At 50.5% G+C, this 18,178-nt stretch carries 14 protein-coding genes; 6 read left to right on the top strand and 8 right to left on the bottom strand.

Going from position 1 to position 18,178, the window contains the following annotated elements:
* Positions 1–167: 167 nt before the first annotated feature.
* The 4 genes from moeA to ettA all read right to left on the bottom strand — a co-directional run bounded on the left by moeA (position 168) and on the right by ettA (position 4,456).
* Complete coding sequence (gene moeA / locus AC55FS_RS16540; protein ID WP_496933368.1) at positions 168–1,391, bottom strand: molybdopterin molybdotransferase MoeA; 1,224 nt, start codon at positions 1,389–1,391, stop codon at positions 168–170.
* Positions 1,378–2,052, bottom strand: a complete 675-nt coding sequence (locus AC55FS_RS16545; protein ID WP_496933370.1) for a fumarylacetoacetate hydrolase family protein — start codon at positions 2,050–2,052, stop codon at positions 1,378–1,380. The genes moeA and AC55FS_RS16545 overlap by 14 nt, the downstream gene beginning before the upstream one ends.
* A 180-nt stretch (positions 2,053–2,232) precedes the next feature.
* Positions 2,233–2,589 carry a PilZ domain-containing protein gene (locus AC55FS_RS16550; RefSeq protein WP_496933371.1) on the bottom strand — a complete coding sequence of 119 codons (357 nt, stop codon included), beginning with the start codon at positions 2,587–2,589 and terminating at the stop codon, positions 2,233–2,235.
* A 205-nt stretch (positions 2,590–2,794) separates the two neighbouring features.
* Positions 2,795–4,456 (bottom strand): energy-dependent translational throttle protein EttA, encoded by a 1,662-nt coding sequence (ettA, locus tag AC55FS_RS16555; RefSeq protein WP_496933372.1) that lies wholly within the window; start codon positions 4,454–4,456, stop codon positions 2,795–2,797.
* A gap of 156 nt (positions 4,457–4,612) precedes the next feature.
* Here ettA and AC55FS_RS16560 point away from each other — a divergent pair, with 156 nt between their 5' ends.
* Together AC55FS_RS16560 and AC55FS_RS16565 are read left to right on the top strand one after the other, a co-directional pair.
* Positions 4,613–8,794: a sensor domain-containing protein gene (locus AC55FS_RS16560; protein ID WP_496933373.1), complete on the top strand. Its 4,182-nt coding sequence runs from the start codon at positions 4,613–4,615 to the stop codon at positions 8,792–8,794.
* Positions 8,795–8,805: 11 nt separating this feature from the next.
* Positions 8,806–9,951 carry a DUF3570 domain-containing protein gene (locus AC55FS_RS16565; RefSeq protein WP_496933374.1) on the top strand — a complete coding sequence of 382 codons (1,146 nt, stop codon included), beginning with the start codon at positions 8,806–8,808 and terminating at the stop codon, positions 9,949–9,951.
* On the opposite strand, the gene AC55FS_RS16570 is transcribed toward AC55FS_RS16565, so the two are convergent.
* Positions 9,901–10,734 (bottom strand): alpha/beta fold hydrolase, encoded by an 834-nt coding sequence (locus AC55FS_RS16570; protein ID WP_496933375.1) that lies wholly within the window; start codon positions 10,732–10,734, stop codon positions 9,901–9,903. The genes AC55FS_RS16565 and AC55FS_RS16570 overlap by 51 nt on opposite strands.
* A 194-nt stretch (positions 10,735–10,928) precedes the next feature.
* Here AC55FS_RS16570 and AC55FS_RS16575 point away from each other — a divergent pair, with 194 nt between their 5' ends.
* Together AC55FS_RS16575 and AC55FS_RS16580 are read left to right on the top strand one after the other, a co-directional pair.
* On the top strand, positions 10,929–13,757 hold the full coding sequence (locus tag AC55FS_RS16575) for a hypothetical protein (RefSeq protein WP_496933376.1): 2,829 nt from the start codon (positions 10,929–10,931) through the stop codon (positions 13,755–13,757).
* Between the two features lie 382 nt (positions 13,758–14,139).
* Complete coding sequence (locus AC55FS_RS16580) at positions 14,140–14,889, top strand: substrate-binding periplasmic protein (RefSeq protein WP_496935982.1); 750 nt, start codon at positions 14,140–14,142, stop codon at positions 14,887–14,889.
* A 55-nt stretch (positions 14,890–14,944) separates the two neighbouring features.
* On the opposite strand, the gene AC55FS_RS16585 is transcribed toward AC55FS_RS16580, so the two are convergent.
* From AC55FS_RS16585 to AC55FS_RS16595, 3 genes are all read right to left on the bottom strand, one after another.
* Positions 14,945–15,811 (bottom strand): PhzF family phenazine biosynthesis protein, encoded by an 867-nt coding sequence (locus tag AC55FS_RS16585; protein WP_496933377.1) that lies wholly within the window; start codon positions 15,809–15,811, stop codon positions 14,945–14,947.
* A gap of 65 nt (positions 15,812–15,876) precedes the next feature.
* Positions 15,877–16,215 carry a MerR family transcriptional regulator gene (locus AC55FS_RS16590; protein ID WP_496933378.1) on the bottom strand — a complete coding sequence of 113 codons (339 nt, stop codon included), beginning with the start codon at positions 16,213–16,215 and terminating at the stop codon, positions 15,877–15,879.
* On the bottom strand, positions 16,193–16,423 hold the full coding sequence (locus AC55FS_RS16595) for a hypothetical protein (RefSeq protein ID WP_496933379.1): 231 nt from the start codon (positions 16,421–16,423) through the stop codon (positions 16,193–16,195). Before AC55FS_RS16595 ends, AC55FS_RS16590 begins: the two co-directional genes overlap by 23 nt.
* Before the next feature lie 243 nt (positions 16,424–16,666).
* Between AC55FS_RS16595 and AC55FS_RS16600 the strand changes: the two genes are divergently transcribed.
* A complete protein-coding gene (locus AC55FS_RS16600; RefSeq protein WP_496933381.1) occupies positions 16,667–17,110 on the top strand; it encodes a nuclear transport factor 2 family protein in 444 nt (147 codons plus the stop codon).
* 156 nt (positions 17,111–17,266) lie between these two features.
* Positions 17,267–18,109 (top strand): AraC family transcriptional regulator, encoded by an 843-nt coding sequence (locus tag AC55FS_RS16605; protein WP_496933383.1) that lies wholly within the window; start codon positions 17,267–17,269, stop codon positions 18,107–18,109.
* Positions 18,110–18,178 lie beyond the last annotated feature (69 nt).

Consider the following 18,178-nt stretch of genomic DNA (forward strand, 5'->3'; position numbering starts at 1 on the left):
TGAGCTTCCTGAAATCCTCACCACAACCTATTGTTTATCATCGAGTTATGATTAGAGCTATCAGACAAGGAACCAACAAGGTATCACTTACCGTTTTGATAGCCGTCACTGAGCCAGGCTAATCCGTAAGAGGAGCATTTGCTCCTCTTAACCTCACAAACTGCCGCTCAACTCATTAATAAGCCATCAAATGGCTCTATCCACACCTGCTCACCTTGCGAGACATCACCCCGCTGCTGCTCTAACACGATAAAGCAGTTAGCATCACTCACTGCGCTCAACTGGGCCGAGTTTTGCTTTGCCAGGGCACGCACCTCGATGCCTTTATCACCGAGTTCATAAACTCCACGTTGAAAATCAAGCCGACCAGGGTCCTTTTTCATTGAGTTACTGGCCGTGGCCAAACAGCGGTGCCTGGACCGTAACGGTTCGCCATTCAACAAACGTACAATGGCTGCGCCGAGTTGATGCAAAGTCACCAAAGCCGATACCGGATTGCCCGGCAAGCCCATATACCAACTGTTAGGCAAACGCCCAAAAGCGAACGGTTTTCCAGGTTTTATCGCCAAGCGCCATACTTCCAACTCTCCCATCGACTCGACTACCTGGCGACTGTAGTCCGCTTCACCGACAGACACTCCGCCTGAGGTCACGACAAGATCGGCCTTCAGATCCGCTTCTGCCAGTGCATGCTGCAAATGGGATTCATCGTCGGCGACACAGCCCATATACAACACCTCGCAGCCCAACCGCTGCAACATTGCCACCATCAAGGTGCTGTTAGCATCGTATATTTGCCCACTTGAACGTGGCTGGCCGGGCAGCACCAGTTCATCACCGGTCGCAAATACCGCCACCACAGGGCGACGACGAACAGCAATGCGATCAATGCCCAAGCTTGCCAACTGCCCTAGCTGGGCTGGCCCTAAACGAGTACCTGGCAAGAGGATTTCATCACCGCAACGTACATCACTGCCCTGGCGGCGAATATTGTCACCCGCTGCCACGGTGGTGGTCACGGTCAACGTATCGCCATCAAGCTGACACTGCTCTTGCATCACTACACGATCGGCCCCTGCAGGCACATCGGCGCCGGTCATAATGCGAATGCACTGACCTGGCTGCAGCTCAGTTCCCTGATAAGGATGCCCCGCCATCGCACTGCCACAGACTTGCCAGCGCTCACCATCACCGCACAAGGCATAGCCATCCATAGCCGAGTTATCGCATGCTGGCAGATCTTGAGGACTGGCCACGGCTGCAGCCAGCACTCGACCATCCAGCTCGGCCAGTGCTACGGCTTCTAGCTCGCGAATGGGTTGAATACGCTGCTGCAAATAGGCCAGCGCCTCATGTAATGGCACCAACCCAGGTTGGTCACACAGCCCCATGCTCAGCCTCAACCTGGGCGTTTAGAGTCAGCCAATCATTTAATTGCATGTTTAACTCATCTCCTGATTGTAGAGGGCCTACGCCTGCCGGAGTGCCCGTTAGCACCACATCTCCAGGCTCCAAGCCAAAGGCATGGCTGGCGCTACTCAACAGCTCAGCCAGAGAAAACAGCATGTCGGAACTGCTGCCTTGCTGTTGCATCTGCTGATTACGCCACAGCGTGAGCTGCAACTCTTGCCAATGATCGACGCGATCACAGCCAATAAATTCGCTTAACGGGCAGGCACCGGAAAAAGACTTGGCTCTCTCCCAAGGGTGGCCTTTAGCCTTTAGTTCATCCTGCACGTCACGCAAAGTCAAATCTATGGCCAAGCCAACCCCGGCAATGGCTTGCAAAGCTTGATCGCTAGATGCGCGCACCAAAGGTTGACCCACAAGCAGCGCTATTTCCAGCTCATGATGAACCGCCCCCTGGCCTGCCGGTATCGATATTGTCGGCTCAATCGGTGCAATACAGCTGGCGGGTTTAATAAACAATAATGGGGTCGTTGGAATGGGGTTATTTAGTTCAGCTGCGTGGTCCGCATAGTTGCGTCCAACACAGACTATTTTACCGACTGGATGCGCGAACGGCTGTCCATCCAGCTGCGCATAATGCATCAACTTCTCCTTAACGCCGCTTGTGCGGTCACTGTTAAAACGCCGGCCTTCTCCTGCTTAATCAGGTGCCAGATATATCAAGGAACATCGATATGTCACTTGCCGGTATTGGTTATATCTTTTTTTTGAAGAAACAGCATCTACAGGTTTAAAACCGTTGGTGATCGGTGCACGATCCGTTCAATCGGCTTTGACCAGCTCAGCCAGCTCACGGTGTACCTCTTCTGGATCTTGCAGATTCAGCTCCAGCAGGCGCCGCAGAGCCGTCATGCTGTCGAGATCCAGCGTGGTGCATTCGCAGCCGATAACGCCATCATGGCTGTGCACTAAGGTACAATGCATGTCGATACTCTCCAGCTCTGACAATACCAAAGTAATGCACAGCTCATCGCCCTTGTGCCAATCACAACCGTCCGGACACGCCAACAAAATGCCCTTTAAGCTGATATCCAGGCAATGAGTTTCGGTAACACTTTCTCCGTGCCGTACTTGAACTGGCTGCAGAAAGTTTACCCGCTGAAAATGCCGCTTTTCCATAGTTACTCCGCCGTGCAAGCTTTGACACAGCATAGCTGAAACTGCAAACACTGCGGTGCTCAGCACTGAATTCGTGCCGTTTCATTGGGGTTAACTACGACTGAGAGAGGAGCGGATAACAACTGGCAAGTAACGACTAAGCCAACATCATTAAAAGCAGAAAATAAACAACCAACCCACCAGAACAGTGGGTTGGCAACACGACTTAGGCCAGTCGTTTGTATTTCATACGTTTTGGCGCTGCATCAGCACCCAAACGTTTTTTACGATCGGCTTCGTATTCGGTGTAGTTACCTTCAAAGAAGGTCACTTTCGATTCACCTTCGTACGCCAGAATATGCGTCGCAATACGATCCAGGAACCAGCGATCGTGGGACACCACCATGACAGTACCCGGGAAGGCATCAACAGCTTCTTCCAACGCCCGTAAGGTTTCAACATCCAGGTCGTTGGACGGTTCGTCCAGCAACAATACGTTAGCACCTTGCTTTAAGGTGTAAGCCAACTGCAAACGGCCACGCTCACCACCAGACAACTCACCGACGCGCTTCTGCTGATCGCCACCTTTGAAGTTGAAGCGGCCGATATAAGCGCGGCTCGGGTATTCTTTGCCATTGATATTCAGCATATCGAGGCCATCGGAAATCGCTTCCCAAACAGTTTTGCTGTCGTCCAACTCTTCGCGCAGCTGCTCGACAAAGGCCATTTTGACGGTTTCGCCCAGCACCACTTCACCGGAATCCGGTTGCTCAGTACCAGCAATCATACGGAATAAGGTCGATTTACCTGCGCCGTTACCACCGATAATGCCGACAATAGCGCCCGCTGGCACATTAAAGCTGAGGTCATCAATCAGTACCCGATCGCCGAACGACTTACTGACGTTATGGAATTCGATGACTTTATCGCCTAAGCGTGGACCAGGTGGAATATAGATCTCGTTGGTTTCGTTACGGCTTTGGAACTCGCGTGAATTCATTTCTTCAAAGCGGGCCAAACGCGCCTTGCTCTTACTTTGGCGACCTTTAGCCCCCTGACGCACCCACTCCAGCTCATGCTTAATGGCCTTGGTATGTGCTTCCTGTTCTTTCTTTTCTTGCTCTAAGCGCTTTTCTTTCTGTTCCAGCCAATTGGTGTAGTTACCTTGGTACGGAATACCATGGCCACGGTCCAACTCCAGAATCCACTCGGCACAGTTATCAAGGAAATAACGGTCGTGAGTGATAGCCACTACAGTGCCTGGGTACTCTTCTAGGAATTTCTCCAGCCAGCCAACAGATTCAGCATCCAAATGGTTGGTAGGCTCATCCAGCAACAGCATATCTGGCTTGGACATCAACAGCCGGCACAAGGCCACACGACGACGCTCACCACCCGACAATTTGGTCACGTCGGCATCCCACGGCGGTAGACGCAGCGCGTCGGCGGCGATTTCCATTTGCCGTTCAACGTCGTGGCCACCCGCCGTTTCGATAAGTACTTCCAACTGACCCTGTTTTTTTGCCAGGGCATCAAAATCGGCATCTGGCTCGGCGTAAGCTGCGTACACCTGATCCAATTCGGCTTTAGCGTTCATCAGCTCCGCCAGGCCGTCTTCCACGTTACCTTTGACGTCTTTGTTCGGATCTAGCTCTGGTTCTTGTGGCAAATAGCCAATGTTCAAATCTGGCTGCGGACGCGCTTCACCAACAAACTCGGTGTCTACTCCAGCCATGATGCGCAAAAGGGTCGATTTACCTGCACCGTTCAAGCCCAACACACCAATTTTGGCGCCAGGAAAGAAGGACAACGAAATGTCGCGCAGGATTTGTCGCTTGGGTGGGACTACTTTGCCCAGGCGGTTCATTGTGAATACGTATTGAGCCATACTCAGTTACCTCTGTGTCGATGGCGGCAAAGCTACTGAAAAGCGCAGTAAGAAGCAAACTCAGTGCATCCCTGTGTCATCTATAGGGATGGGCTGGGTCATTCGCTGTCCCTGTTGAGGCTGACTATACTGACAGAATAGTGACAACAGCTGATCATGATGCGCCATCCAAAAGCCACCAGTGCCGGTCGGCACAGCCGCGGCAAACCCTTTTCCAGCGCCCCCGTTTTTCTGCTGAGTTTTTTCTTCTTAGCGGCGGTGCTGATGATTAACGGCTATCAACAATGGCAGGCCGATCAGCTGCACTTTGAGCATGACGTTGAGCGCACATTAACTAACTATTCACAGCAAGCCGGGCTACTCGCTAAAGCCAGCTTGCACACCAATGACCTGTTTATTGGCAGCTATATGGAGTTGATGCTGGCCTATACCAACCAGCCGAACCCTGACAACGCGTTGGCATTGGAACAACGGTTACAGCAAGCCATGTTCAATTACACCGGATTTTTACTGCTGGATCGCCAACTCAACCTTATGGCCAGGCTTGGCAATCCGTTACATCAGCAAGAGTTAGCTGACATCACCTCTGAGCTGCTGCATCTCAATCAAAAAGCAGGCATATTCCTGCTGCGTTACGGCCAAAGTGGTGGCTATTACATTTACACCCCCTTCACTTATCAGCAGCAGCAATATCATTTTGTTGTTCGCCGCACCTACAGCAAGCTATCAGAAATCATCTACGACGGCGGCTTTGACGGATACGAGCTGCTGTTAATAGATCGTCGTCATAACAGCATTGCTATTCGCGAGCACTATTATGCCAGCAGCAACCAGCAACCTGTGCTCACGAATCGAGAGCAACAACAACTGATTAGCCAGGTATCGTTACCTTATACACCTTGGGATATTGCAGCTTTACCGGTGCCCAGTCAGCTGCGTCAACAACTGTGGCAACGCATGCAAGGAGCACTGGTGCTATTGCTGTTATTTGCGCTGCTTTCTTATTTTTTATGGCGCTATTTACGCCATCAGCAACAACACGTACAACAGCAAGAACTAAAACACCGAGAATCTGAAATACGCGCAGAACGCGCGTTAATGGCGATTGATGAAGCACTGATATCCACCAATCAACAAGGTCAAATCGATTATCTCAACCCCAAAGCAGAACGTCTGTTAATTAGCCTTGGCCAACACGACAGCATGGGAGCAACGTTAACGCAGTTGTGGCCAGATCCAGAGGCACTATGGAATCAAGGCCATAGCCTAGAGCAGCTGGAAACCATCGAAGCACAGCAACCAACATTGAAAGTGCGCAGCGGCAGTGAGTGGCGCATCTACGATCAAAACATCAGTTTGTTATACGACGGTAACAACATTAGTGGCGCGGTGTGGTTGCTTAGAGATATATCCTCTCAGGTGGAAGCGAGAAAAGCGCTGGAAGACAGCCGCAGCCGTTACAAAACCCTATTCGAAGAAGCTGGAGTTGCACATTGCCTACTCGACATCAGCCGCTTTAATGGCGAACTCAGCAGTGTCCGCCTAGTCGGTGTCAATGAGGCTGCGGTGCAGTTGTTTTCGGCACAGGATAAGTCGCAGTTACTGCAATATTATGAACAACTATTGCATCAAAACGTTAAAGAGTTAGAGCACTCATTAACGCGAGCACAAGCCCTTAACTTGGCGACCACTGAATTTGAAATGCAAATGTTCGACTTCGCCGGTCAGCGGCTCGATTTATGGGCTAACCTCAGCTTCCGCTCTGGTGCTGACGGCCAAGCACTGCTGACCTTTATTGATGTCACCGAACGTCGGCGCGCGCACGAAGAAATAAAAGAACGTGAGGCGTTCTGGGCGAAAGTGATGGCAGCCCTACCAGATCTAGTCTATGTGATAGATTTAAGCGATACTTTAGAGCAGCACATTGTATTTAAAAATCGTACCATGGGAGAGCTGTTAGGCTACCCAGCCAATCATGAAGTAACTCATTGGCAAGCTTATGCTTATCAAGCAGACCTTAGTCATTTGTTGGATGACTTAGCTACATTGCGTCAATTGCCGATGGGAGAAACCCGCTCTCGCAGTGCACGTTTTCGTCATTTCGATGGCCGCATCCGGGTGCTGCAATTTACCGACACACCGTTTTTAATTAATCAAGACGGTTGTGTCACTCGCTATATCGGCACAGCGCGCGATGTCACTGAAGAGGTAGAAAAGCAAGAGCACATTGTTGACAGCGAGCGACGCTATCGCCTGCTAGCTGAAAATATGAGCGACATTATCTGGGCAACCGATGCCGACTTAAACATGAGTTTTATCAGTTCTTCCGTTGAAAAAACATTAGGCTATCAGCCAGATGAACTGATGCGCGAAGGTGTTGGCGCCGTATTCACCAAACGCGAATTACGCGACTTACTACAAACGTTAAAAAACCACCTCAACATTGCCCTGACCGACCCTGCTGCCTGTCGTCAACGCAATATTCGTATTAGTCGAGACTTAACCGCCACCAGCAAACAAGGTAATGAGCTGCTACTAGAACTCAACATTAGCTTGCTATGGAATGATCACGGCGACGTTCAAGGATTTATGGGGTTGTGTCGCGATGTCACCGAGGCCCGAAAAATAGAACAGGAACTGCAGCTGGCCGCAGAAGTCTTTAAAAATAGCAACGAGGCGATTTTAATTACCGACCAAAAAATGAAAATCGCCAACATCAATCAGGCCTTCACTGATATCACTGGCTACCAACCTAAACAAGTGATAGGTAAAAAACCTGATTTCTTGATGTCTTCCGATCATCACAGCGAAACATTTTATGAGCAAATTGGTGATGCACTGATCATTGATGGCTACTGGCAAGGAGAAATCACTTACCAGCGAAGCAATGATGAACAACGTATTGGTTGGGCCGGAGTTAGTGCGATTCGCGATCAAGACCATCAGGTACAAAGTCTGATTATTATTATGTCTGATGTTACCGAGCGCAAGGTTGCGGAAGAGCGCATTCATCGACTGGCTTACTACGACCCTTTAACAGGTCTGCCTAATAGAAGCCAAATGCATGAATTTCTTGAACAGCTGCTCGCTCTCTGCCACCAGCAGCAACAGTCTGCTGCGTTGTTGTTTATCGACCTCGATCGCTTTAAACCCATCAATGACTCCATGGGTCACCCCGCCGGCGACCGAGTTTTAAAACAAGTGGCCGAACGACTCAAGAATTGCGTTAAAAAACACGATTTAATCGCTCGTATGGGTGGCGACGAGTTTACGGTAGCACTTGGCCAGCAAAGCGATAGCAATCGTGCTGCCGACACAGCCATCAAAGTAGGAGAAAGGATTCTACACGCACTCAACCAACCTTATCGCTTAGATCAAAGGGAAGTATTTATCAGCGCTAGTATAGGTATTTCAATTTATCCACACGACGGCAATAGCGTGATCGAGCTGTTAAAAAATGCAGACTTGGCCATGTACCACGCTAAGGACTTGGGCCGCGACAACGTGCAGTTTTATGACGAGCAAATGAACCATAAGGCGGTGGAGTTATTGGAACTGGAAAATGACTTACGCCAGGCCATGGAGAGGGATGAACTAGAGCTATATTTTCAACCACAATTAAGCAGTAACAATAGCCAGGTCATCGGTGTGGAAGCCTTGTTACGCTGGCACCACCCAGTCAAAGGCACGGTATCTCCTGGGCTGTTTATTCCAATTATGGAAGATACTGGCATGATCATTCCCATCGGCCGCTGGGTCATGAGCCAAGCCTGTAATGCCTTTGCACGCTGGCAATCGCAAAACCAAGCTCAATTGCAACATATGGCCGTTAACGTATCCGCCCGCCAATTTAGACAAACCGACTTTGTTGACATGGTCAAGGAGATCCTCTCCAACAGCGGCATACAACCACAGCAGCTAGAGCTAGAGCTGACCGAAAGTGTATTGATTGACGACCTCGAACACACTCTAACGGTATTGCGAGGTTTAAAAGACTTAGGTGTCAACACGGCGATCGATGACTTCGGCACAGGCTACTCATCGCTCAATTATTTAAAACAGTTCCCAGTAGATAGTTTAAAAATCGACCGCAGTTTTATTCAGAATTTACCCGACAATAAAAACGACGCGCAGATAACCCGTACCATCATTGCCATGGCTCATAACCTAGGCATGCGGGTAATCGCTGAAGGAGTTGAAACCGAGGAGCAAAGTCAGTTTTTAACGGCGGCCAAATGCGAAATTTTGCAAGGTTTCCTGTTCAGTAAACCAGTTGCGGAACAAGAATTGCTGCAGCAACTCAAGGCGTCATCAGGATCTCAATCTACTTCAGAGTAACGGAGCGTTATATGGCCCATCAGCGAGCATCGCTGTCCAGTCTACTGGCCCTGGCGTCTGCCTGCCCGACGATGGCAGCGGTGCCCGGCGACAATCAACTGGGTTATCGTTTTAGTCAATATCAAGAAGCCGATGCCCCTGCCAACCGAGTAGCCAGTGGCAGTAGCAAACGCTACGACATCAGCATTCAACAGTTGCACTGGCGGCAAACCCTAGCCGACAGCTGGCAACTTCAGGCTGATGCCAGCCTGGAATCGATGACGGGCGCCTCGGCGCTGCAAACCTACGCCAATGATGCCGGACAAAGTGAAGTAATAATGAGCGGCGCGAGCATTGATGAAAGTCGCCGCGATGTTCGATTAGGCCTTGGCCGCTATTTTTCCGAGGGCACGATTAAGGCTGGCATATATCACAGCCAGGAAAATGATTACCGAGCCCGAGCACTGAATGTCAGTGGTGAGCTTGAACTGAATCAAGCCCATACGGTATTAAGTGTTGGTTACAGTCTGTCCAACGATCGTTTAAATCCCAGCGATGCCACCGGTATTAGCCAGCGTGAAGCTGCAGACGGTAAAAGCAAGAAAAGCCGCGATTTGTATTTTGGCGTCAGCCAAATAATAAATCGCTATGAAGTGATTCAACTGACCCTAGCACAGCGTTACCAGCAAGGATATTTGTCCGACCCTTATCGCAGTTTGGATGTTCGTCCAGATGAACGCCTTGGCAGCAGCATAAGTGTGCTGTATCGCTGGTACCTGTCGCCCCTCGACGCAGCCATGCATTGGGATTACCGCTATTACAAAGACGATTGGCAAGTGGCGTCCCATACCCTTGAAGCACGCTGGCTACAAGACCTGACTCAACATGTGCGTTGGCGCGGATCACTGCGCGCCTATCAGCAAAGTGAAGCCGAGTTTTATTCGCTGGCCGCCAGCCGCGAGGGCAGCTTTCAAAGTAGCGACAGCCGTCTATCGGCCTATGGTGCGCTGACACTGGGACTGGGGCTGGATTTATTACTGCAATCCTTCACCCTCTCGATTGACTGGGCACAGTACGAAAGTCGTGAACAGTGGGGGCCTGCTGGCCAGGACGCCAAAGAGGCGCCGTCACTCGTCAACTACCAACTCATGTCGTTGGGACTGTTGTACCGCTACTGAAAACTCATTGAGGTGGCGTTGAAGACACATCGCCATCTCACCAGGTTGCTCCAGCGGCCACATATGATTGCCTTCGACTCGCTGCAATGGTCGACCCCCCAATAACTCCGCAGCTGCTGCCGCCACCTGTTGAAACAAGATACGGCTGTGATGCCCTGTCACCACAGACACCGGGATCTCGATGGCAGCTACCTGAGCGGCAGTCAGGTCACTGGCCGGTGCCTGCTGCATTTGTTGCACTAGGGTATGAGCGTTATCCAGCTGCTGCTGTTTCAGCGACTCAGACTGGCATTGGAAGTAGCCAGCGGACTGGCCAGAGCCGTCGATTAGGGCAGCAACAGCTGAGTGCAAATCACCACGTTCGAGGCAAGGCAGCACTGGATCAAACATGTCGCTGGCGTCTTGCATAAAGTCCGCCATGGCCTCTTTATTCAAATAGCCGGGATAGCCCGGGTCATACAGCCATGCCGATCGCACCTGATGGGGGTTGTGGGTCAGCGCTGCCAGCACCACATCTGCACCGTAAGACCACCCTACTAAGTGAGCATGAACATCACTTGGCAAGGCCCGCAACCATTCCAATAAGTCCTGACTATGGCGATTGATGCCAAATTCCCCACTGTGACTCTCCCCCTGGCGTCCAAAATGACGCTGCGTTAAGGCATAAGCGGGTTGCTTAAGCAAAGACAGGTGCGGCTGCCACATACGCGCATCGGCCAAAGCACCATGCACCAACACAACCAGATCGCCAGGGGAAAACTCGGGTATTTCTGAACTAAACATCCAACTCGCCATTACTTCGCCCTAACGCAGGGCTGGAAAACATGGGCTTTATACGGCATTGGCAGCACAGGTCAATACTGACAATTCACATATTAGAAAAAGAGCCGAGTTGCTTTAAAACAGTGACGAACACTGCTCAATTCAGTGCCTGTTCAGTTACTGACCTTACAATCGCGCCCTCACAGGAGAGCCCTATGATTGTAAAAACACTCAGTACTTTAATCATTGCCAGCCTGCCCTGGCTGCTATGGCCCGCCCAAGGGCATGCAGATCCGTCCATGGCTGTTGCCTGGGAGCAAAACGGTGAACACTGGCAAAGCCTGCAAACTGAGCACTTTAATATCCATTATTTGCAGCCGCATGAGTTAGCAGCGCAGCGGGCCGCCACCATTGCCGAACATGCTTGGCAGCGCCTGACCCAGCGCCTGAACTGGACACCGGCGGAACGTATTGAAATGGTGTTAACCGATGATCACGATGGCCCCAACGGCTGGGCCCATGTGGAGCCCTTTAATCAAATTCGCTTATTTCTGAGTCCACCCGATGGCCACACCACACTTGAAGTGGCGGACGATTGGCTGCATCTGCTGATTACCCATGAGCTGACACACATTCTGCATGTCGATATGGTGCATGGCTTTCCTGCCAAAGTACGTGCAGTGCTAGGAAGAAACAGCTGGACCTTCCCCCATGCCTACACGCCAGGATTTTTGCTCGAAGGCTTGGCGGTATACGAAGAAACCAATGCCCAAGCCGGGTATGGTCGTGGCCAGGACGTACTGTACGAGATGATGATGCGCAGCGAAGTACGCCGCGGCAGCGATAGCCTGGGTGAGCTGACCGCAGCTCAGCGCGACTGGCCATTTGGCAAGCACTATTTATATGGTTATTACTATTGGCAATTTATTGCCGACACCTATGGCGAACAAGCCATACGTGATTACCTAAGCTACTACGCCAGAAACATTGTGCCGTTTTTCTGGCTCAATCACGATGCCAGACGTATCTTCGGCAAGAGTCATGAGCAGTTGTGGCCAGATTTTCAGTACTGGTTACAACAACGCTTTGATAGCCAAATACAAGCCATTGATGCGTTGCCCTTGAGCCCACTGCATGCTCTCAGCCAGGATGGTCAAAGCTTAGAAAGCAGTGCCAGTGACGGCCGTTATTACTACTTTTTCTCTGACAATGGCGAAGACAGACGCCAGTTGCTACGACTGGACCCTGAAAACCTGCAAAGCACAACGCTAGTATCAAGCGACAATCTACTGGATTTTGATGTATCCAAGGATGGCGACATTATCGTTAGCAAGATCCCCAGAGGCTACTCCGGTCGTTACTGGGCTGATCTATACCGCTTGCACGACGGCGAGCTGCAACGACTGACCCAGCAGAGCCGCTATCGTCAGGTACGCTGGCTGAACTCAGAGAATGGTTTGCAAATACTGGCCAAGAAAATCGTGGCCGGCATCAGCCAGCTCGATTTACTTGACCGCCACGGCCAAACTATCCGCACCCTGTGGCAAGGCAGCATCGACGATGTTCTGGGGGACTTCAGCGTCTCTGGCGATGGCCACACTCTGGTAGCAAGCATTAAACGCAAGCAACAAGGCTGGAATCTAGAACGATTGTCGTTACAACAGCAGAACTCTTCCTGGCAGCCATTGACCAACACCTTGGCGCGCGAATCGGCGCCGAGTTTTATCGATAACGATACCCTAGTATTTAGCGCTAACTATGACGGTCAAACCATCAACGTCTATCAGCTAAGCCTGCACAACGGTGCAATTCAGCGCTTAGCCAACACCGACAGTGGTTTATTTAAACCGGTAAAGGTCGGTGGACAACTGATCGCCCAGCACTACAGCGCAAGCGGCTATGACCACGTACTGATTAGTACAGAGCCGCAAGCCATTGAGACAGCCCCATTAACTGGCCAATACGACTACCCAGCCGACTATTTACTGGCTGATGAGCACATCGAAGTGAGCGATTACTCGCCCTGGAGTAGCCTGCGTCCGCGTCATTGGTATCCACAAGCGCTACTTAGTGACGATGTTACGCTGCTTGGTCTTGGCACTAGTGGTGCCGATGCACTCAATCGCCACAACTACGACGTTCAACTCGCCTACGACAGCGAACATGATTTGCTGCAAGGCGGATTACTGTACCAATTCGATTCACGCTGGCACTTACTGCTAAATCGTGAGCACGATTATCGTTTTGACAACAATGAGAATAAAGACTCTTCATTGGAAAGCATTGGCCGCATCGATACGGTCGAACTGGCCAGACGAATAAGTTTTGCACAGTGGCAAGTGACCGCCGGCATCAATCGCTCATTGGAATACGACCTAGAACAAGAAGGCCTGCAACTAGAACACAGTCGACGTCAGAACGCTGTGGCGGGATTACGTCTGGATGTGAATGATCTGGACAGCTTTAGCCAATCCATTGGCATCAGCTACGGCACCGAATTCAGCCTAGTGTGGGAAAGTCATGATGTCTTTGACAATGATTTCCAAGGCAAACGCTTAACGGCTTCGGCCAGTCATTATGTTGACTTGCCAGGTAACCACATCCTCGCCCTGCACAGCGCTGCTGCCCGAGGTGATCGTGATGCCACAGCCTTTCGCTTGGGTGGTCAAGAATCGCCTGCACTGCAGTCCTTGTTTGGCCGCGATCGCTGGTTTCTGCGTGGCTACGACAGCAGCGTGCAAAGGGGCAACCGCTTGCAGGTCAACAGCGTCGAATACCGTTTCCCCATCACCAATGTCGAGCGTGGTATCGGCATTTGGCCCATCGGTCTGGGTGGTATTCATGGCACCGTATTTGTCGATTCAGGTGCAGCCTGGTCAGAGCAGCAATCACCCGACTATCTCACCGGCGCCGGCATTGAGGTGATGACCGAAGTACTGCTGATGTATGGTTTCCAGTTCCCGGTTCGCCTTGGTCATGCTGTGGGCTTCGACAAAGAGGACGGCAAACAGCACAGCTATTTGGCCATTGGTTATCAGTTCTAATCATCGACTGCCAGTCAGCTGTATTCGCAGCTGGCTGAGCCAAAAAACATGCTCCGCTCACTTTACAGAGCAAGATTGCTTACCAATACTGGCTAAGGCCTGTTAACACTAATTGGCTCTTTTCTGCTGACAGTCAGCTTTTTGAGGCATGAGGAGCGTGGTTTAACGGGTTAAATAAGCAACGAATAACGCTACTCAGGGAAAACGCACTCCAGCCCTACAGGCTATGGCTGAAAATCCCTCAATCCGTGTTGCTCATCCTTCATTTAACTCGTTAAACATTCATCTTTGCGCCTTGATTGAGGAAGTTCCGCTCATAACAGCGTGATCGAAATAGTATTAACAGGCCCTAAGGGATGCTTGTGGAGAAATCACGGTGCGAATGCTTGTCTGCTGCTTGCTGAGCTTTTGCCTTTGCTCGCCGCTTCTGGCCGATAGTCTAAAAATTGTGTCGGAGGAGTGGAACGGCTACACCAATGAAGACGGCAGTGGCTTGTATTGGGACATTATCCGCTCAGCATTGGCCGACAGTGAGTTTCGCCCTCAGTTTTTAACCATGCCGTGGAAAAGGGCCGAGATGTTGGTCATTAATGGCGATGTCGATGCCATTGCCGGGGTCTATTACGAGCCCAGCCGTTACACCATTCCTCACTGGCATATCAGCATTGAAGACCCGGTGGCCTTATTAGCCGCGCCCACTGCACAACTCACCTTACCGCTCAGCTTGGAACAGCTGGCCGGACGGCGCATCAGTTGGATTCGAGGATACGACTTCGACCGCACGCTGCTGCAAAACATTGCCGTAGAGCCCGTTGAAGTATCACAGCGAACCCAAGCCGTGCGTTTGGTCGCCAGCGGACGAGCGGATTTTATGATCGATTACGAAACCTTTATTCGCCAAGCCGCCGCCGAGCAATCGATTAAGCTCGATACTGGCTATCAGATCCACATTTTGGCTCCCGGCAAAAAACTGTACTTGGCATTTCACAAATCTGAGCAAGCCAGGTTATGGGCGCAGCAATTTGATGCCGGCATGAATAAGCTGGTGACCTCAGGCGAGATTTACGACATTTATCGCAAGTGGAATATAAACCCGAGCAAGTTTGGCCCTCACCAAGCACAGTCACAGTAGCGTTTTCTGCGCGTGCTTGGCCGCTTGGCCGTGCCTGGAGTTGAATCCCTGGCAACTACACAGAAACAACCAAAGTGCGAGCAAAGCTGGCAACACCACCCGCCATCAAAGACTCGATTTCATTGCTTGCCAGTTGCAACTTAACCTCAATCAAACTGGGCGAAGGCTGAGCCATGGCATGTCCTTGTTCAATCCACCAACGGGCCTTCGGCCGATCGCTGCGCTGCTGTAACAAACACGCCAAAGGCCCTGCCGCCATCCCTGTCGCGGCTTCTTCACTGATGCCATAACGTGGCGCAAACATACGACTACTGGCGTCGCGGCCTGGGCGACTGGCGTCCAGCACATAAACATACAAGCCGACTAAATCCAGCTGCTCGGATAGCTGTAGCAGCAGTGACTGATCCACCGTCAATGCCTGCAGCTGTTGCAAGTTTTCCAACTCAAGCAAAGCAAACCCATTGCCGGTATTAACCAGCTGCGGCTCACTACACCAGCTTGTCCCTTGCAGAATGGCAGCCAGTTGCGGTTGGTACGACTGTAAGGATTGATACACAGGGGCTTGCTGCTGCATATACACACGGTCATGATCGAGCCAGATATCGCGCACGCCATCAATGGTTTCTTTACTGCTGCGAGACGAGGACAGTCGCCCTTGCTGCTGCAGCCAGGAAAACGCGGCCACCGTAGCATGGCCACAATGAGCGATTTGCTGCGTTGGGGTAAAAAACTCTAAGGTGAAATCGGCTTGCTCAGAGCGCGATACAAAGGCCGTTTCCGATAACCCCACCTGAGCCGCAATGGCCTGCTTTTGCTCGATCGATAAAACATCGGCATCCACTACCACTCCAGCTGGATTGCCGCCCCCTTGCAAACTTGCCGGATCAACCAACGCCTGCAGCACTGCCACGTCAACATTCATAACCGTTACTCCAAATCGTTTAATAACATCGATCAGGAGCCTAACAAGTTAGAGTATGCTCTAAGTCAAGGGTCGAATCGGCGCAGTTTTTTTTCCGTCACTTCGATGTAATGAGCAATGTTTTGTTGCTTGACCCGTAGCTGTTGCAAGTGCAGGCTGAGTATCTGTTGCTGGGTGGGCTGATCGCCATTGTTTACCGCCTCTGAGTAACGTCGAATCAGCGTTAAACTCATGCCAGAGTTCTTTAAGCAATCGACCCAATTAAGCAGCTCAATATCCTGCTGCCGATAATCTCGATGGCCACTGCTGTCTTTGGCTGCGGCCTTAATCAGCCCCTGCTTTTCATAGTAGCGAATGGTATGGGTACTTAAGCCCGTCATTTCACTGATCTGGCCGATTTTCATCCCGTTCTCGCCTCAAACTAAGACCAATAATGGCAGTTAACAGCCAAGCCATGACTAACCCCTGCATTAAAGAATAACCGCGATCAGGATAGTTATCCCAAAAGCCCGCTATTGCAGTTCCTGCCATCATGGACATAAAGAATGCAGCATTGTCTTTCAAACGCTGTCCAATACGCCCAAATTCATCCAACCAGTCACGCCAAGACATGGTTACTTCCCTTGTCGAAATTTTCTCTAGAGTACAACAAACCGTCAGCCAGCATAGTCACAGCCACTCGCCTCTATTAACAAGAATAAAAATAGACTGTTCTAACAGCAGAACTTCCAACCGACGATTGTGGCTGCATAATGCGACAACCTAGAGTCAAGCAGCCATCATACCGCAAGCCAGCACGTTCGGCTGCCAAGCTACTAACAGCGACATCGACTAAACACTTTTAAGGATAGCCCTATGCAGACAGCAGACACTCGCGATCATAAGGTCAACACGGTTCTTTCATATTTTCGCAAAGTGGACTCAGGTGATGGCAGTTACCTGGAGCTGTTTGACGACAGCATTGATTTCTTCTTTCCTAAGTTTGGTACAGCAACAGGCAAAGACGCACTGGTTAGATTTGGTGAACGAATTGGCTCCTCACTCACCAGCATTTGGCACGATATCGACAACTTCAATATCATAGTGTCAGGGCAAACCTTAGTAGTTGAAGGTCAGGAAGGCGGCACTATGGCGGATGGTACGGTATGGCCTGATAATAAAGTGTCACAAGGCAGGTTTTGCAGCGTTTTCGAATTTAAAGATGAGTTAATTAGTAGAATGTATATTTATGTCGACCCTGATTTCCCAAGTGTCGATTCAACCAGAATAGCCGTACTGCAGGGAAATATGACTGAATAGCCATCACCTGATGGCAAGACAGTGCGTTACCTACCATAGGATTACACTCGATGGATGAGTTTACCGGCTGTACGGATGCAATAGCGCAACTTTGTTCAAGCAAGAAACGGCATGTTACGTTAAGCTGACCCAGTGACTTATGCTCAGGGGGACGTCATGACGTCTTCAAGCCAACAGGAAAACCGCTTTCAGTTTCACAGCTCTAAAGAGCTACCCAATGTCACTGTGATGCAAGTGGAGATGCATGGTTTTAGCTATGGCCGCCATGCTCATGAAGAGTTTGCCATTGGCGTTACTTTGGCAGGGCAGCAAGAGTACTTTTCTGCTGGCACATTTAATCGCAGCCAGCCAGGAAATATTATGCTCTTCAACCCTGAGCAGGTGCACGATGGTGAAGCCCCAGTCGACCAGGCGCTCCTGTATAACATGCTGTATATTCACCCTGAGCAGTTCAGACCTATGTTAGCTGCAGCGGGTGTTGAGCATGCACAACATTTTCGTATGACAGAAACCCTGATCCACGACAACATGATGCAAAGACTGGTCATGGATTTATCCCAGCAGTTGATGCAGCCAATGCAGCAAACCTTGCACATAGAGCACAGCCTGTATCGCTTAGCTGCCGGCATTGCGCAACGCTACGGGGTTTATCAGCCAGACACCCGTACCCGCCGGGTCGATCACATTTTAACCATTGCCCAAGATTATATTCATGACAACCTAACAGCATCGTTGTCACTTGATGATATAGCCAACCAGGTCCATGTTTCTAAATATCATTTTATCCGTTTATTTCGTCGCCAAATGGGCATGACGCCCCATCAATACATTATTAATACTCGAGTTAATCGTGCACGTCACGCATTAGCCTTGGGCATGCCAATTGATGAAACTGCCAGCTTATTTGGCTTTAGTGATCAAAGCCACCTAAACCGGCGTTTTAAACTGGTTTATGGTTTAACCCCATACCAATATCAATGCAGCGTCAAACGACACTAAATTCATACACTCACATCAACATTTTCTCGCTGGGTAAATCATACAGATTTAAGTGCTCTCGAGCGCATT

It is taken from the genome of Bacterioplanes sp. CLAM21, from assembly GCF_059641015.1.

Bases quoted from the DNA above. Each gene is read 5' to 3' on its own strand.
- moeA (WP_496933368.1), bottom strand. From the start codon at position 1,391: ATGGGGCTGTGTGACCAACCTGGGTTGGTGCCATTACATGAGGCGCTG.
- AC55FS_RS16545 (WP_496933370.1), bottom strand. From the start codon at position 2,052: ATGCATTATGCGCAGCTGGATGGACAGCCGTTCGCGCATCCAGTCGGT.
- AC55FS_RS16550 (WP_496933371.1), bottom strand. From the start codon at position 2,589: ATGGAAAAGCGGCATTTTCAGCGGGTAAACTTTCTGCAGCCAGTTCAA.
- ettA (WP_496933372.1), bottom strand. From the start codon at position 4,456: ATGGCTCAATACGTATTCACAATGAACCGCCTGGGCAAAGTAGTCCCA.
- AC55FS_RS16560 (WP_496933373.1), top strand. From the start codon at position 4,613: ATGATGCGCCATCCAAAAGCCACCAGTGCCGGTCGGCACAGCCGCGGC.
- AC55FS_RS16565 (WP_496933374.1), top strand. From the start codon at position 8,806: ATGGCCCATCAGCGAGCATCGCTGTCCAGTCTACTGGCCCTGGCGTCT.
- AC55FS_RS16570 (WP_496933375.1), bottom strand. From the start codon at position 10,734: ATGTTTAGTTCAGAAATACCCGAGTTTTCCCCTGGCGATCTGGTTGTG.
- AC55FS_RS16575 (WP_496933376.1), top strand. From the start codon at position 10,929: ATGATTGTAAAAACACTCAGTACTTTAATCATTGCCAGCCTGCCCTGG.
- AC55FS_RS16580 (WP_496935982.1), top strand. From the start codon at position 14,140: ATGCTTGTCTGCTGCTTGCTGAGCTTTTGCCTTTGCTCGCCGCTTCTG.
- AC55FS_RS16585 (WP_496933377.1), bottom strand. From the start codon at position 15,811: ATGAATGTTGACGTGGCAGTGCTGCAGGCGTTGGTTGATCCGGCAAGT.
- AC55FS_RS16590 (WP_496933378.1), bottom strand. From the start codon at position 16,215: ATGAAAATCGGCCAGATCAGTGAAATGACGGGCTTAAGTACCCATACC.
- AC55FS_RS16595 (WP_496933379.1), bottom strand. From the start codon at position 16,423: ATGTCTTGGCGTGACTGGTTGGATGAATTTGGGCGTATTGGACAGCGT.
- AC55FS_RS16600 (WP_496933381.1), top strand. From the start codon at position 16,667: ATGCAGACAGCAGACACTCGCGATCATAAGGTCAACACGGTTCTTTCA.
- AC55FS_RS16605 (WP_496933383.1), top strand. From the start codon at position 17,267: ATGACGTCTTCAAGCCAACAGGAAAACCGCTTTCAGTTTCACAGCTCT.